At 55.6% G+C, this 16,126-nt stretch carries 14 protein-coding genes; 10 read left to right on the top strand and 4 right to left on the bottom strand.

The features are described from left to right. Positions 1-9 precede the first annotated feature (9 nt). Both fruK and fruB read right to left on the bottom strand, forming a co-directional pair. Positions 10-948, bottom strand: a complete 939-nt coding sequence (gene fruK, locus ACMWLG_RS03850) for a 1-phosphofructokinase (protein ID WP_023312480.1) — start codon at positions 946-948, stop codon at positions 10-12. Continuing rightward, the gene (fruB, locus tag ACMWLG_RS03845; RefSeq protein WP_045402823.1) at positions 948-2,078 is read right to left on the bottom strand and encodes a fused PTS fructose transporter subunit IIA/HPr protein; all 1,131 of its coding nucleotides are present in this window, start codon (positions 2,076-2,078) and stop codon (positions 948-950) included. The genes fruK and fruB overlap by 1 nt, the downstream gene beginning before the upstream one ends. 361 nt (positions 2,079-2,439) lie before the next feature. On the opposite strand from fruB, the gene setB reads away from it, so the two are divergent. Continuing rightward, positions 2,440-3,621, top strand: a complete 1,182-nt coding sequence (setB, locus tag ACMWLG_RS03840) for a sugar efflux transporter SetB (protein WP_045402820.1) — start codon at positions 2,440-2,442, stop codon at positions 3,619-3,621. Here the strand turns inward: setB and ACMWLG_RS03835 are convergent. Further along, on the bottom strand, positions 3,618-3,872 hold the full coding sequence (locus ACMWLG_RS03835; protein ID WP_023312483.1) for a YkgJ family cysteine cluster protein: 255 nt from the start codon (positions 3,870-3,872) through the stop codon (positions 3,618-3,620). The two genes, setB and ACMWLG_RS03835, sit on opposite strands and share 4 nt — an antisense overlap. Before the next feature lie 164 nt (positions 3,873-4,036). On the opposite strand from ACMWLG_RS03835, the gene yeiP reads away from it, so the two are divergent. Then, a complete protein-coding gene (gene yeiP, locus ACMWLG_RS03830) occupies positions 4,037-4,609 on the top strand; it encodes an elongation factor P-like protein YeiP (protein ID WP_008500940.1) in 573 nt (190 codons plus the stop codon). A 118-nt stretch (positions 4,610-4,727) separates the two neighbouring features. Here yeiP and uxuA read toward each other — a convergent pair whose 3' ends face one another. Then, positions 4,728-5,918 (bottom strand): mannonate dehydratase, encoded by a 1,191-nt coding sequence (gene uxuA / locus ACMWLG_RS03825; protein WP_045402817.1) that lies wholly within the window; start codon positions 5,916-5,918, stop codon positions 4,728-4,730. A gap of 205 nt (positions 5,919-6,123) precedes the next feature. On the opposite strand from uxuA, the gene ACMWLG_RS03820 reads away from it, so the two are divergent. From ACMWLG_RS03820 to ACMWLG_RS03785, 8 genes are all read left to right on the top strand, one after another. Next, positions 6,124-7,590, top strand: a complete 1,467-nt coding sequence (locus tag ACMWLG_RS03820; protein WP_045402816.1) for a mannitol dehydrogenase family protein — start codon at positions 6,124-6,126, stop codon at positions 7,588-7,590. A 124-nt stretch (positions 7,591-7,714) separates the two neighbouring features. After that, complete coding sequence (locus tag ACMWLG_RS03815; RefSeq protein ID WP_045402815.1) at positions 7,715-8,701, top strand: CobW family GTP-binding protein; 987 nt, start codon at positions 7,715-7,717, stop codon at positions 8,699-8,701. Between the two features lie 33 nt (positions 8,702-8,734). Continuing rightward, positions 8,735-9,436, top strand: a complete 702-nt coding sequence (locus tag ACMWLG_RS03810; protein WP_171863411.1) for a phosphatase PAP2 family protein — start codon at positions 8,735-8,737, stop codon at positions 9,434-9,436. Between the two features lie 427 nt (positions 9,437-9,863). Next, the gene (gene mepS, locus ACMWLG_RS03805) at positions 9,864-10,433 is read left to right on the top strand and encodes a bifunctional murein DD-endopeptidase/murein LD-carboxypeptidase (RefSeq protein ID WP_008500946.1); all 570 of its coding nucleotides are present in this window, start codon (positions 9,864-9,866) and stop codon (positions 10,431-10,433) included. A 127-nt stretch (positions 10,434-10,560) separates the two neighbouring features. Further along, the gene (locus tag ACMWLG_RS03800; protein ID WP_045402813.1) at positions 10,561-12,117 is read left to right on the top strand and encodes a cyclic di-GMP phosphodiesterase; all 1,557 of its coding nucleotides are present in this window, start codon (positions 10,561-10,563) and stop codon (positions 12,115-12,117) included. A 74-nt stretch (positions 12,118-12,191) separates the two neighbouring features. Further along, on the top strand, positions 12,192-13,997 hold the full coding sequence (locus tag ACMWLG_RS03795) for an extracellular solute-binding protein (protein WP_045402811.1): 1,806 nt from the start codon (positions 12,192-12,194) through the stop codon (positions 13,995-13,997). 9 nt (positions 13,998-14,006) lie between these two features. After that, entirely contained in the window at positions 14,007-15,101 is a 1,095-nt protein-coding gene (locus ACMWLG_RS03790; protein WP_045402802.1) for a microcin C ABC transporter permease YejB, read from the top strand. Continuing rightward, positions 15,101-16,126: an ABC transporter permease gene (locus tag ACMWLG_RS03785; protein ID WP_045402798.1), complete on the top strand. Its 1,026-nt coding sequence runs from the start codon at positions 15,101-15,103 to the stop codon at positions 16,124-16,126. Before ACMWLG_RS03790 ends, ACMWLG_RS03785 begins: the two co-directional genes overlap by 1 nt.

Raw genomic sequence — 16,126 nt, 5'->3', positions numbered from 1 at the left:
CTCCTGCTGTTAGTTAAAAGGTTTTAAGTCAACGCGCGCCATCATCGCGGCTAACTGGGTACGATCGGTAATACCGACATTGCTCTGGCTTACGGCCAGGGCAGCAACGGCGGTGGCAAGACGTAAAGTATGTTCACTGGATTCACGCATCAGCAGACCATAAATCAGGCCGCCAACCATGGAATCCCCTGCGCCAACGGTGCTGACAACTTCCATTGACGGCGGTTTGGCGATCCATTCGCCAGACGCGTTAACCCACAGCGCGCCTTCTGCACCAAGAGAGATCACCACGTGAGCGATACCCTGCTCGCGCAGCGCATGGGCAGCGTCAATCACATCTTTTAATTCTGGCAGCTTACGACCCGCCCAGATCTCCAGCTCGCGGCGATTCGGCTTCACCAGCCACGGAGAGGCTTTCAGACCCGCAACCAGCGCGTCGCGGCTGCTGTCAAAAATGATGCACGGGCACTGGCTGCGCAGGCGCGTCATCCAGTCGGTAAACGCTTCCGGGCTGACGCCGGACGGCAGGCTGCCGCTGACGCAAACCATGTCAAACTGACCGAGCCAGGTCAGAGAGTCGTTAACAAAACGCTCCCAGTCCGACGGCGTCACTTCGAAGCCAGAGAAGTTCAGATCGGTCACTTCACCGTCTTTCTCCGTCAGCTTGACGTTGATGCGGGTACGGCCCTGAACAATCTGAAAACGGTTGGCAATGCCCAGCTCGCTGAACAGCTGCTGGAAACCATCCTGGTTATCTTTACCGAGGAATCCACCCACGGTGACGTCGATACCGAGATCCTTGAGCACTTTCGCGACGTTAATCCCTTTACCCGCAGCATGCAGGCCAGTGGTACGCACGAGGTTGACTTCGCCGCGCTCAATTTCCGGGCAAAATCCTACCAGGTCATAAGCCGGGTTCAGCGTAATAGTCGCAACACGTCTGCTCATTATGCGCCCTCCCCCAGACCCGCCGCGATGGCGTCGCCAATCGCTTTCAGCGCCTGTTCAGCATCGGCACCCTGCGCGGTGAAACGCAGACGATGTCCTTTCTTCACGCCCAGCGCGACAACTTTCATCAGACTACGGCCGTTGGCCGGTTTGCCCGTGCCATCAAGATTCGCCACGGTGATCTCACTCTCGAATTGTTTAATGGTATTCACCAGCATGGTGCCCGGACGGGCATGCAGGCCGTGCTCGTTGCGTACCACGAACTCAGCGGTCTGCACGTCTTCGGTCGGCGCATCATCACTGGTCAGAAGTGCCAGCACGGTAGAGGCATCAGCGTTCAGCAGTTTTTCAGCTTTGTTGTTCAGCAGCAGATCGCCCAGACGCTTCAGCACGGAAACCGGCTGATCGTCGTTCATCGCCACGGTCACCAGCATGGCCGCACGCTCGCCTTCCACGTCAAACGCATTGGCCGCGCGGCTCACGGCGATAGCGCTGCGCAGGTTGCCTTCAGCACTGTCGTTCAGCCAGATACCCTGACCCAGGTTCAACGGCTTATCATTAATTACGCGCGTCACAAACGTGGCATCCGCCGCGCCGGCTTCTTTCAGACGACCCGCGTTCAGCGCCTGCAGCGTCACCAGATCGGAGGCAATCACGTCCAGCGTCAGCGTTTCATTATCCAGTTTCAGCGCTTCGCTCTGTTTTTCGCCCATTAGCAGGGCGCGCAGCTCTTCAGCTGTGGTAGCGGACTTGAGCTGCTCAGCCACGTCGTCATCGCTCAGGACATGCGTCAGCTGACGCAGCAGGCCTAAGTGTTCGTCACTGCTGGCCGCGATACCGATAGCCACATACGCCACCTGACCGTCGCCCCAGAGCACGCCCTGCGGGAATTGATAAACCTGAACGCCGGTTTTCAGCACCTGATCGCGGGTATCGGTTGTACCGTGCGGAATGGCAATGCCATTGCCGAGGAAGGTTGAGGTCTGCTGCTCGCGGGCCAGCATGCCGTTTACATAGCCGTCCGCGACGTTACCCGCCTGCACAAGCGCAGCGGCAACCTGGCGAATAGCCTCTTCTTTATCCCCGGCCTGAGCGCCCGGGTGGATATCCTGAACAGATAACTGGAACATGGTTCTCCACTCCTGCTGAACTTGAATCGTTTCAGCTTTAATGAGAAAAAATGCGCTAGCCTGCTCCGTTTGTTAAAACAAGATAGCGCTGAAACGTTTCAAAAAGTCTTGCGCTTTCTGCAATGCCTTGCAAGTAAACTCGTATTTCTGATATCAGAATTTAGAGGTACAGCACATTTCTTCTTCATTGAGCTGAATTTTGCTGAAGTTCAGCAAGTCAGTTTCAGCTAAGGTCAGCCGACGAGGATGCAAGATGAAATGCCATTTTGATTTTTCGTGGCATCATTGACCGCACCCACTGTTTATTTTTTAGCTGACGGCGTACACTCCGCCCCTCTCTGCTACTCGCTAATTATAAAACATGCATAACACCCCTGCGGCCGTCTCGCCGAAGCCCTTTGACTTGACCTCAGCGGCCTTCCTGATTGTTGCCTTTTTCACGGGCATTGCCGGCGCGTTACAGACGCCGACGCTGAGCTTATTTCTGACCAATGAGGTTCATGTTCGTCCGGCAATGGTCGGCTTCTTTTTTACCGGAAGCGCCATCATCGGCATCCTGGTCAGCCAGTTTCTGGCGGGACGATCCGACAGAAAAGGCGATCGTAAAAGCCTGATCGTTTTCTGCTGTCTGCTGGGGGTCATGGCCTGCGTTCTGTTCGCCTGGAACCGCAACTATTTCATTCTGCTCTTCGTCGGGGTATTCCTGAGCAGCTTTGGCTCAACGGCGAACCCTCAGCTGTTCGCCCTTGCCCGCGAACACGCCGACCATACTGGGCGTGAAGCGGTGATGTTCAGCTCTGTCCTGCGTGCTCAGGTGTCGCTGGCGTGGGTGATTGGTCCGCCGCTGGCCTACGCGCTGGCGATGGGTTTTGGCTTTACGGTGATGTACCTGAGCGCGGCAGTCGCGTTTGTGGCGTGCGGCGCGCTGGTGTGGTTCTTCCTGCCGTCCATGCGCAAAGAGCCGAAGGTGGCAACGGGCGTGCTGGAAGCGCCGCGCCGTAACCGCCGCGATGCCTTGCTCCTGTTCGCGATCTGCACGCTGATGTGGGGCACCAACAGCCTGTATATCATCAATATGCCGCTGTTTATTATTAATGAACTGCACCTGTCGGAGAAGCTGGCGGGCATCATGATGGGCACCGCGGCCGGGCTTGAGATCCCGACGATGCTCATTGCGGGCTATTACGCAAAGCGCTTCGGAAAGCGTTTTTTAATGCGCATCGCCGCCGTCGCCGGTCTGCTGTTCTATATCGGTATGCTGACGGTAAATACGCCGGGGCTGTTGCTGGCTTTACAGCTGCTGAACGCCATCTATATTGGCATTCTCGCCGGGATAGGTATGCTCTATTTTCAGGATCTGATGCCGGGCCAGGCAGGCTCTGCCACCACGCTTTATACTAATACCACCCGTGTGGGCTGGATTATCGCGGGCTCAATGGCCGGTGTCGTTGCAGAAATCTGGAACTATCACACGGTGTTCTGGATTGCGCTGTTGATGTGTACCCTGACGATCGGCTGTCTGGCGAGAATTAAAGACGTTTAGGGCGCGGTGAGCGCTTCCAGCTCAAGAAGGTACGTCATCGCCTGCCCTCGCGTGCTGCCACACATTTCGGCAGTGGGCTGAAGCCCGGAGCACACTTTCGGGCGCAGCGGTGAGCCAAAGATCATGCACAGGTTCGTTTCCGAGAGCTGAACGCAGCGGGTATTGGCAGGCTTGCCCTCCGGCATTCCTGGAATGGGGCTTGAAATGGACGGTGCAGTACAGCACGCGCCACAATCGGGACGGCAATCCATAAATGCTCTCTTTCGCTGACGATCGCCCGCGCAGTCGGGCATCGCGCGCACAGTAACACCTTTTGCGTATTGATAGCAAAAGCCACGAATTCCTCTTGCCTGAAAGGCCGCGCGCGAGTAATTTGGCGCGATATTTTTTACCTCCCGTAAACAGGATTACTGCAATGCCAAGAGCGAACGAAATAAAGAAAGGTATGGTGCTGAATTACAACGGCAAACTGCTGATTGTGAAAGATATCGACATTCAGGCACCCAGCGCCCGTGGTGCAGCAACGCTGTACAAAATGCGTTTCGCCGATGTGCGTACCGGCCTGAAGGTGGAAGAGCGCTTTAAAGGTGACGATATCGTCGATACCGTGACCCTGACCCGTCGCTACGTTGATTTCTCCTACATCGACGGTAACGAATACGTGTTCATGGATAAAGAAGACTACACCCCGTACATCTTCACCAAAGATCAGATTGAAGAAGAGCTGCTGTTCATCCCTGAAGGCGGCATGCCTGACATGCAGGTCCTGACCTGGGACGGCGTGCTGCTGGCGCTGGAGCTGCCCCAGACCGTCGATCTGGAAATCGTGGAAACCGCACCTGGCATCAAAGGCGCATCAGCAAGTGCGCGCAACAAACCGGCTACCCTGACCACCGGCCTGGTTGTGCAGGTGCCGGAATACCTCTCCGCTGGCGAGAAAATCCGCATCCATATCGAAGAAAAACGCTATATGGGTCGCGCCGACTGATTGCGGCGTTTTTCGGGTGGCGGCTTCGCCTTGCCCGACCAACAAAAACACAAAAACCGGCTTTCAGGCCGGTTTTTTTTGTAGGCCCGGTAAGCTTAGCGCCACCGGGCAACAGAGCTTACAGAAGCTCCGGATACTTCGTCATCTTCAGCGCCAGCTCGACGCCGCGCACTTCCGCCATCCCTTTAAGACGGCCAATCGCAGAATAGCCCGGGTTAGTTTTCTTACGCAGATCGTCCAGCATCTGGTGGCCGTGATCCGGACGGAACGGGATAGGACGCACATCGCCCGCCTGCTTGCGACGCGCCTCTTCCGCCAGAATGGCGTCTACCACCGCCACCATATTCACATCGCCGCCCAGGTGCGCCGCCTCGTGGAAGGTTTTTGGGTTCTCCTCGCGGCAGGTCGCACGCAAGTGCGTGAAATGAATGCGATCGCCAAAGGTTTCAATCATCCGCACCAGGTCGTTATCCGCCCGCACGCCGTAGGAGCCGGTACACATGGTGAAGCCGTTATAGATGCTGTTTACCGTCTCTTTCAGCCACTGCATATCTTCAATTGTGGAAACAATGCGCGGCAGGCCGAGGATAGGACGCGGCGGATCGTCCGGGTGCACGGCGAGGCGTACACCTGCCTCTTCAGCAACCGGCACGATAGCGCGCAGGAAATACGCCATGTTTTCACGCAGCTGCAGCTTATCAATATCGCCGTATTCCGCCAGGCGCGCGCGGAACTGATCCAGGGTATACCCCTCTTCAGCTCCCGGCAGGCCCGCAATGATATTACGGGTCAGCTTTTCGATGTCTGCGTCACTGGCTGCATTGAACCATTCGAGCGCCTGCTGCTGCTCTTCCGCGGTGTAATCCGCTTCGGCACCGGGACGTTTCAGAATGTGCAGCTCAAACGCCGCGAAGGCGATCTGGTCGAAACGCAGCGCTTTCGAGCCGTCCGGCATCTGATATTCAAGATCGGTACGCGTCCAGTCGAGGATGGGCATGAAGTTATAGCAAACCGTATCAATGCCGCAGGCCGCCAGGTTGCGAATGCTTTGCTGATAGTTAGCAATCCAGGTCTGGTACTCCCCGGAATGGGTTTTGATGTCTTCGTGAACCGGGATGCTCTCTACCACAGACCAGGTTAACCCCTTCTCCGCCAGCAGCGCCTGACGCTGTTGAATTTCTTCAACCGGCCATACCTGACCGTTAGGAATATGATGCAGCGCCGTGACGACACCCGTTGCGCCAGCCTGGCGCACATCATCAAGAGAAACCGGATCGTTCGGCCCGTACCAACGCCAGGTTTGTTCCATTGCCTCACCCTCTAAAGTTGTTATACCAATATGCGTTACTGCAATGACGACTACCATACATGTTTGCCGCCAGGGGTCAATATACCGCCTCACATTGATTGATCAAACTCACAGAATGGGGATATTTACGGCTCACCAATTTTATTTGCTGTCATATAACTTTACACTGGCATTGTTAATTAATGGTTAATCAGGTGTGTATCTCATGAAGACAATTGCCTCCACCGCCCTTCCTGCCCGGGTTCAGCAACCTCGCTACGATCGCGCGCAATTACGCTCACGCATCGTCCATTTTGGCTTTGGCGCGTTCCACCGCGCGCACCAGGCATTGTTAACAAATCGGGTGCTGAATGAAAAAGGCGGCGACTGGGGTATTTGTGAGATTAGCCTCTTCAGCGGCGACGTGCTGATGAGCCAGCTGCGCGCGCAGGATCACCTGTTCACCGTGCTGGAGAAAGGGGCAGAAGGCAATGAGGCGATTATCGTCGGTGCCGTCCATGAATGCCTGAACGCAAAGCTGGACTCTCTGCCCGCCATTATTGAGAAATTTTGCGAACCTCAGGTTGCGATTGTGTCGCTCACCATCACGGAGAAAGGCTATTGCATCGATCCCGCGACCGGGAAACTCGATCTGCACAACGCCCGGATAATTCATGACCTGGAAGACCCCTCAGAGCCACATTCCGCCCCCGGGATCCTGGTCGAAGCGCTCCACCGCCGCCGCGAGCGCGGCTTGCCTGCGTTTACCGTGCTCTCCTGCGACAATATCCCTGATAACGGGCACGTGGTGAAAAATGCGGTGCTGGGCATGGCGCAAAAGCGTTCCGCAGCGCTTTCTGAATGGATTGACAGCCACGTGAGCTTTCCGGGGACGATGGTCGACAGAATTGTGCCCGCCGCGACGGAGGCCTCGCTGGCGGAAATCACCGACGCGCTCGGCGTTGAAGATCCGTGCGCCATCAGCTGTGAACCATTTATTCAGTGGGTGGTGGAAGATAATTTTGTCGCCGGCCGTCCGGAGTGGGAAGTAGCGGGCGTTCAGATGGTGCTGGATGTTCTGCCCTGGGAGCAGATGAAATTGCGCATGCTAAACGGCAGCCACTCTTTCCTGGCGTATCTGGGATACCTCGCGGGCTACGCCCATATTAATGAATGCATGGAGGACGCTGCGTTCCGAGAAGCCGCCCGTCGGCTGATGCTGGACGAACAGGCGCCCACGTTACGCATTAAGGATGTCGACCTCACCGCCTACGCAGATAGCCTGCTGGAGCGCTTTGCCAACCCGGCACTCCAGCATCGGACCTGGCAAATCGCGATGGACGGTAGCCAGAAGCTTCCGCAAAGAATGCTGGACGGGATCCGCGTTCATCTTGAGCGAAAAACACCGTGGTCGCTGCTGGCCCTGGGCGTGGCCGGCTGGATACGCTACGTCAGCGGTACCGACGACCATGGCAATGCGATTGACGTTCGCGATCCCCTCAGCGATAAAATTCGCACGATGGTCAATGCCAGCAGCGACGCCGGTCGCGTTAACGCCCTGCTGGGGCTGAGCGAGGTCTTTGGTCACGATCTCGCACAAAACAGCGTCTTTGTGGAGGCTGTCAGCCAGGCATACCAGCGCATCACCCGCCACGGCGCGCGTCAGGCTGTTATCGAAACGTTAAATGTTTAACGATTATTGCGCTTAACGCGAACGGATGAGATCTCCGTTCGCCCTTCCCCTTCTCACCGGTCACGCTTTTCGCCAGGATAGAGAGAATAGTGTTATAGCATCACCATTCTCATCTGGAGCGCATGTGACCAAAACCAACCTCATCACCGGTTTTCTCGGCAGCGGTAAAACCACCTCAATTCTCCACCTGCTGGCAAATAAAGATCCGGCCGAGAAATGGGCCGTTCTGGTCAATGAATTTGGCGAGGTGGGCATTGACGGCGCGTTGCTGTCATCCAGCGGCGCGATGATTAAAGAGATCCCCGGCGGATGCATGTGCTGCGTCAATGGCCTGCCGATGCAGGTCGGGCTCAATACGCTGCTGCGTCAGGGCAAACCCGACCGCCTGCTGATTGAACCCACCGGGCTGGGCCATCCGAAGCAGATCCTCGATTTACTCACCGCCCCGGTTTACGAGCCGTGGATCGATCTGCGCGCCACCCTGTGCCTGCTCGATCCGCGTCAGCTTCTGGATGACAAGGCGGTGGTCAATGAGAATTTCCGCGATCAGCTCGCCTCGGCTGACGTTATTGTCGCGAATAAAGCAGATCGCGCCACGCCTGAAAGCCAGGCCGCGCTGGACGCATGGTGGCAACATTTCGGCGGCAACCGCACGCGGGTGCAGGCCACACAGGGGAATATTGATAGCGCCCTGCTTGACCTTCCTCGTCTGAATCTCACCGAGCTGCCTGCCTGCGCGGATCATTCGCACAGTCATCCGGTTAAGCAGGGTTTAGCCGCTCTCAGCCTGCCGGAACATCAGCGCTGGCGTCGTAACCTGAACAGCGGCCAGGGATATCAGGCCTGCGGATGGATTTTTGATGCTGAAACCGTTTTTGACACCATCGGGATCCTGGAGTGGGCCCGTCTTGCGCCCGTCGATCGCGTGAAAGGGATCATGCGCACCCCGGACGGACTGGTGCGGATCAACCGCCAGGGCGACGATTTCTTTATTGAAACGCAAAACGTGGCGCCGCCTGACAGCCGTATAGAGTTAATTAGTGCGGTTAACGTCGACTGGAATGCCCTCCAGTCCAGTCTGTTGAGGATTCGTTTAAGTTCGGGCGGCTAACGTTGCCCCAGTTTTCACTCTATGCAGAACGTTATGACAACTCGATTTCCCCTGATATTACTGCTTAATGTCGCCGGTCTGGCGCTTTTCTTCTCCTGGTATATCCCGGCGGATCATGGTTTCTGGTTCCCGCTGGATTCTGCCATTTTTCACTTCTTTAACCAGGAGCTGGTGAAGAGCAACGCGTTCCTGTGGCTGGTGGCAATTACCAACAATCGCGCCTTCGACGGCTTCTCGCTGCTGGCCATGGGCTGCCTGATGCTCTCTTTCTGGCTGAAAGAGGATAAAGCCGGGCGTCGGCGTATTCTCATTATCGGTCTGGTAATGCTGCTGTTTGCCGTCGCCATTAACCAGCTGGCAACCGCGATTATTCCGGTTAAGCGCTCAAGCCCAACGCTATTCTTCACCGATATTTATCGCGTCAGCGAACTGCTGCATATTCCAACAAAAGATGCGTCGAAGGACAGTTTCCCCGGCGATCACGGTATGATGCTGTTTATTTTTTCCGCCATTATGCTTCGCTATTTTGGCAGAAAAGCCTTTGCCATAGCCCTGATTATTTTTGTGGTTTTTGCCTTCCCGCGCGTAATGATTGGCGCTCACTGGTTTACCGATATTGCCGTCGGTTCGCTCTCCGTGGCGCTGATTGCGCTGCCGTGGTGTTTAATGACCCCACTGAGCGACAGGATAATAGCGCTGTTCGATCGCTATCTTCCCGGCAGGGCGCAACAATAATTAAACAAATAACTAACCTAAATTAACGTGAGCTATCAGGGATCGACATGATCCCTGATAGCGTTCTCGCCGCGATCTTTCCCCACTGTCATATTCTCGTCATCATATTCATGATAAAAATGAATCAATTACGCGATTACGCGGCGGATCTGCCGGTATTTTGAGCATTTCCATGTTTTTACTTTCTGTATCACATTTTCTTATAAAAAAAAGGCTTTTTTTACTCGCATTACCCCAGGCAATCGGTTAATCTCGAACTCGTTTTGCCCCATAGAGATAATTATTTCAATGGCGAATAATTTTGTGCGCTGAGCCACAAATGTGACCAGAAAGAATTGTCTCAATGTGAACAGATAATTAGTCTCGTCACGTTTGGCATTTTTATAACGATATTTGTCGTTAAGGACTTCAAGGGATAATAAACAAAATGGTCAAATCTCAACCGTTTCTGAGATATATCTTACGGGGGATCCCGGCGATAGCAGTCGCGGTACTGTTGTCTGCATGTAGTACATCTAACACCGCAAAGAATATGCATCCTGAGACGCGTGTTGTGGGAATGGAAGATTCCTCGTCACTGCAAGCCTCTCAGGATGAATTTGAAAATATGGTACGTAATCTGGACGTGAAGTCCCGCATTATGGACCAGTATGCTGACTGGAAAGGCGTGCGCTATCGTCTTGGCGGCAGCACAAAAACAGGTATTGATTGTTCCGGTTTTGTACAGCGTACGTTCCGTGAGCAATTTGGGTTAGATCTTCCGCGTTCAACCTATGAGCAGCAGGAGATGGGCAAGTCGATTTCACGTACTAAACTGCGCACCGGTGATTTAGTCCTGTTCCGTGCCGGTTCTACAGGTCGACATGTTGGCATCTACATTGGTAATGACCAGTTTGTACATGCCTCCACCAGTAGCGGTGTGACCATTTCCAGCATGAATGAACCGTACTGGAAGAAGCGCTACAACGAAGCACGCCGCGTACTGACCCGCAGTTAATATGACTATTGTATCGTTGGTTATCCCTTGGCTGGCGATATGATGAAAAAAAGCACTGCTTCGGCAGTGTTTTTTTTTGCCCGTTACACTGAATACATCCAGCGGCATTTCAGGAATCACGACGTCTATGTTCACCCGCTATTTCTCCAGCAATCGCAAAATACTGATCCTCAGCATCATCACAGGCCTGATCGCCGCCCTGCTCCTGGGTTCGTTGCAATTTTTCTGGAGCTACCACAAGCGGGAAGTCAAATTCGACACCCTGATCCACGATGTGAGCATCTATATGAAGAGCTATTTCGATGAGTTAAAAAATTCTATCGATGTGCTCCAGCCGCTCACGTTAAAGAGCTGTCACGACGTCAATCAGGAACTTACCTCGCGCGCTGCCTTTAGCGTTAACGTTCGCGCATTCCTGCTGGTCAGAGACAAAATGGCGTTCTGCTCTTCTGCCACGGGGCCGATGAATTCCCCGATGGAGGAGCTGATACCCGAGCTGCACATCGACAAACAGATTGATATGGCGTTGCTTCCTGGCACCCCCATGTTGCCCAACAAGCCCGCGATTGCCATCTGGTACCGTAATCCGCTGGTGAAGGACGGCGGCGTGTTCACCTCGGTGAATCTCAATCTGACGCCTTACCTGCTCTACACCGCTCGCCAGGACGAATTTGCCGGCATCGCCATCATCATTGGCGATCACGCGCTGTCAACGCAGTCCGGCACGCTGGTCAACGCGCAAGATCTGCACGAAACGCCGACCCGAACCGCGACGCTGAAAGACGTCCCCCTGACCATAAACCTGTATGCGGACGCATGGACCAGCGATGAAATTCTCTATGCCCTGTTCTTCGGGCTGGTATGCGGCATTTGTGCCGGATCGCTCAATTACTATATCCTCAGCATTCGCCTCAACCCGGGTAAAGAGATTTTAAGCGCCATTAAGCGCGGTCAGTTTTATGTGGTTTATCAGCCCGTCGTCGATGCTAAATCGCTCCAGATGACCGGGCTTGAAGTGCTGATGCGCTGGAAACACCCGACGATGGGGGAAATTCCGCCGGACGCGTTTATCAACTTTGCCGAAGCGCAGAAGCTGATTGTCCCGCTGACGCTGCATCTCTTTGACCTTATCATTCACGATGCGCCCGTGTTACAAACGCTGTTACCTCCGGGAGCAAAGGTGGGCATCAACATTGCGCCGGGGCATCTGCATGCAGAAAGCTTCAAAGACGATATGCGCACCTTCAAAGCGCTACTGCCGCAGGATTACTTCCAGATCGTGCTGGAAATTACCGAACGCGACATGCTCAATCATCGGGAAGCCAACAGCCTCTTCGAATGGCTACACAACGAAGGGTTTGAGATAGCCATTGATGATTTTGGCACCGGCCACAGCGCGCTGATTTATCTTGAGCATTTCACCATGGACTATCTCAAGATCGACCGCGGCTTTGTTAATGCAATTGGCACTGAGACCGTGACGTCGCCGGTGCTGGATGCCGTCCTGACGCTGGCAAGACGACTGAATATGTCGACCGTCGCTGAAGGGGTGGAAACGCCGGAACAGGCCGCCTGGCTACGCGAACACGGCGTTAATTTCCTGCAGGGATACTGGATTAGCCGCCCGATGCCGCTGGCGCAGTTCCGCGAATGGCGGCCTGATATTTCGCCCGGGGGTGATTAATTTCACATTGCCCGTGACGTCACTTATTATTCAGCTTAACCGAGTCGGACTGTAAAAGAGGGAGCCGCCGCGAGATGCTTATGCGCTTCATGTTGCTGATGTTGGCACTAACGAGCCTGTCCAGCCAGGCGCAAGCCATCAAAGAAAATATCGCCTTCGCGGTGATTGGCGAGCCGAAATATGCGGTCAATTTTATGCACTTCGATTACGTTAACCCTGCCGCGCCGAAGGGCGGAAAGGTCACGCTTTCCGCCACGGGAACATTCGACAACTTCAACCGCTTCGCCCTGCGCGGCGTGGCGGCCGCGCGAACGGAATCGCTTTACGATACGCTCTTCGTCACGTCGGATGATGAGCCCGGCAGCTATTATCCTCTGATTGCCGACAACGTGCGTTACGCCGATAACTTCGCCTGGGCGGAAATCTCGCTGAATCCGCGAGCACGTTTTCACGACGGTACGCCGGTGAAGGCCAGCGACGTGGCGTTCACCTTCCATAAATTCATGACCGAAGGCGTCCCCCAGTTCCGCATCGTGTATAAAGGGGCCTCCGTCAGAGCCATCGCGCCGCTCACCGTGCGCATCGAACTGAGCGAACCGAACAAAGAGAACATGCTCAGCCTGTTCTCGCTGCCGGTGATGCCGGAATCGTTCTGGAAAAATCATAAGCTAAGCGACCCGCTTTCCACGCCGCCGCTGGCAGGCGGCCCATACCGAATCACCGACTGGCGAATGGGGCAATATGTCGTTTACTCTCGCGTGAAAGACTACTGGGCAGCAGACCTGCCGGTAAACCGCGGGCGCTGGAATTTCGACACCCTTCGCTATGATTACTACCTCGACGATAACGTGGCGTTTGAAGCGTTCAAAGCCGGTGCCTTCGATTTACGCGTAGAAAGCAGCGCCAAAAACTGGGCGACCCGCTATATCGGCAAAAATTTCGCAAAAGGCTATATCGTCAAAGACGAGCACAAAAATGAGTCTGCCCAGGACACCCGCTGGCTGGCGTTTAATATTCAGCGTCCGGTATTTAATGACCGCCGGGTGCGCGAAGCCATTTCCCTGGCCTTTGATTTTGAGTGGATGAACAAAGCGCTGTTTTACGGGGCTTACAGCCGCGCCAACAGCTATTTCCAGAACACCGAATATGCCGCGCGCGATTACCCGAAAGCCGACGAGCTGGCTCTGCTGGCGCCGCTGAAAGCGGAGCTGCCGCCGCAGGTGTTCACCACCGTGTTTCAGCCGCCCGCGTCGAACGGTGACGGTTACGACCGCGACAATCTGCTGAAAGCCAGCAAACTGCTGGATGACGCGGGCTGGCACCTGAAAAATCAAAAGCGTGTGGATGCCAAAACGGGCAAGCCTCTCAGCTTTGAGCTGCTGCTCTCGTCCGGGGGCAACGATCAGTGGGTACTGCCGTTTAAGCACAACCTTGAGCGGCTGGGCGTGACCATGAACATTCGCCAGGTTGATAACGCGCAGATCACCAGCCGCATGCGCAGCCGTGATTACGACATGATGCAGCGCCTGTGGCCCGCCCAGCCGTGGCCCAGCTCGGACCTGCAAATCTCCTGGGCCTCCAGCTACATCGACTCCTCATACAATGCGCCGGGGGTAAAAAGCCCGGCGATTGACGCGCTGATTGCCAAAATAGTGGCGGCGCAGGGGGATAAAGAAAAGCTCCTGCCTCTCGGACGCGCCCTCGACAGGGTCTTAACCTGGAACTACTACATGCTGCCGATGTGGTATATGGGCGAAGATCGCCTTGCGCGCTGGGACAAGTTCTCCGTGCCTGCCGTGCGCCCTGTCTACTCCCTGGGCTTTGATACCTGGTGGTATGACGTTAACAAAGCCGCCAGACTTCCCGCTGAGCGGCGATAAGGAATCATCATGGGTGCCTATCTTCTCCGTCGTCTCCTGCTGATTATCCCCACCCTGTGGGCCATCATCACGATTAACTTTTTTATCGTGCAAATCGCCCCCGGCGGCCCGGTCGATCAGGCGATTGCCGCCATTGAATTTGGCAACAGCGGCGGCATGCCCGGCGGGGGTGGTGAGGGGATGGGCGCGAGCCATGCGCGAACCGGCGTAGGGAATATCAGCGAAAGCCATTATCGCGGCGGACGTGGGCTGGATCCGGAGGTGATCGCCGAGATCACCCACCGCTACGGCTTTGACAAACCGATTCACGAGCGCTATTTCAAGATGCTCTGGGATTACATCCGCTTTGATTTTGGCGACAGCCTGTTTCGCAGTGCGTCAGTATTAACGTTGATTAAGCAAAGCCTGCCGGTTTCGATAACGCTGGGGCTGTGGGGAACGCTGATTATCTATCTGGTCTCTATACCGCTCGGGATCCGAAAAGCGGTGTATAACGGCAGCCGGTTTGATATCTGGAGCAGCACGTTCATCATTATCGGCTACGCCATCCCGGCGTTTCTGTTTGCCGTCCTGCTGATTGTCTTTTTTGCCGGGGGGAGTTATTTCGACCTCTTCCCGCTGCGGGGGCTGGTCTCCGCCGATTTCAGCTCCCTGCCGTGGTATCAGAAAATCACTGACTATCTCTGGCATATCACGCTGCCGGTGCTGGCCACGGTCATCGGCGGGTTCGCGGCCCTGACCATGTTGACCAAAAACGCCTTTCTCGATGAAATTCGTAAACAGTACGTCGTCACGGCCCGCGCCAAGGGCGTGAGCGAGAAGCAGATCATGTGGAAACACGTGTTCCGCAACGCCATGCTGCTGGTGATCGCCGGATTTCCGGCCACGTTCATCGGCATGTTTTTTACCGGCTCGCTGCTGATAGAGGTGATGTTCTCGCTCAACGGCCTGGGGCTGCTGGGCTATGAAGCTACCGTGTCGCGCGACTATCCGGTGATGTTTGGCACACTCTATATTTTCACCCTGATTGGCCTGCTGCTGAATATCATCAGTGATATCAGCTATACGCTGGTCGATCCCCGAATCGATTTTGAGGGCCGCTGATGTCGCGTTTAAGCCCCGTCAACCAGGCCCGCTGGGCCCGCTTTCGCCACAACCGCCGCGGCTACTGGTCGCTGTGGATTTTTGCCGTGCTGTTTGCCTTAAGCATGTGTTCGGAGCTGATCGCCAACGACAAGCCGTTGCTGGTGCATTTTAACGACCGCTGGTACGTGCCGGTTATCGCCAACTACAGCGAAAGCGACTTCGGCGGCCCGTTTGCAACACCGGCGGAGTATCAGGATCCGTGGCTTCGCCAGCAGATCGAACAGCACGGCTGGGCGCTCTGGGCGCCGGTGCGCTTTGGCGCCAACAGCATTAACTTTTCCACCACGACGCCGTTCCCTTCCCCGCCCTCCGCGCAAAACTGGCTGGGAACGGATGCTAACGGCGGCGACGTGCTGGCGCGCATCCTGTACGGAACGCGAATCTCGCTTCTCTTTGGGCTGATGCTGACAATATTCTCCAGCGTAATGGGCGTCGTGGCGGGCGCCGTTCAGGGCTACTACGGCGGGAAAATTGATCTGTGGGGCCAGCGGGTGATTGAAGTCTGGTCAGGCATGCCAACGCTGTTCCTGATCATCCTGCTTTCCAGCGTGGTGCAGCCCGGCTTCTGGTGGCTGTTAGGCATCACCGTCCTGTTCGGCTGGATGGCGCTGGTGGGCGTGGTGCGCGCGGAGTTCCTGCGTACCCGCAATTTCGACTACATTCGCGCCGCGCAGGCGCTTGGCGTGAGCGACCGGGGGATTATCTTCCGCCACATGCTGCCCAACGCGGTAGTGGCAACGCTCACCTTCCTGCCGTTTATTCTGTGCAGCTCGATCACCACCCTCACCTCACTGGATTTTCTTGGTTTCGGGCTACCGCTGGGTTCCCCGTCGCTCGGCGAACTGCTGCTGCAGGGTAAAAACAACCTGCAGGCGCCGTGGTTAGGCATCGCCGCCTTTCTTTCCGTGGCCGTGCTGCTGTCGCTGCTGATTTTTATTGGCGAAGCCGTGCGCGATGCCTTCGATCCGAACAAGGCGGTATAA

The organism is Enterobacter sp. 01-M-02-SI-ECC (assembly GCF_047530595.1).
GTDB lineage: Bacteria > Pseudomonadota > Gammaproteobacteria > Enterobacterales > Enterobacteriaceae > Enterobacter > Enterobacter cloacae_M.
This window is presented reverse-complemented; position numbering and strand designations above follow the sequence as displayed.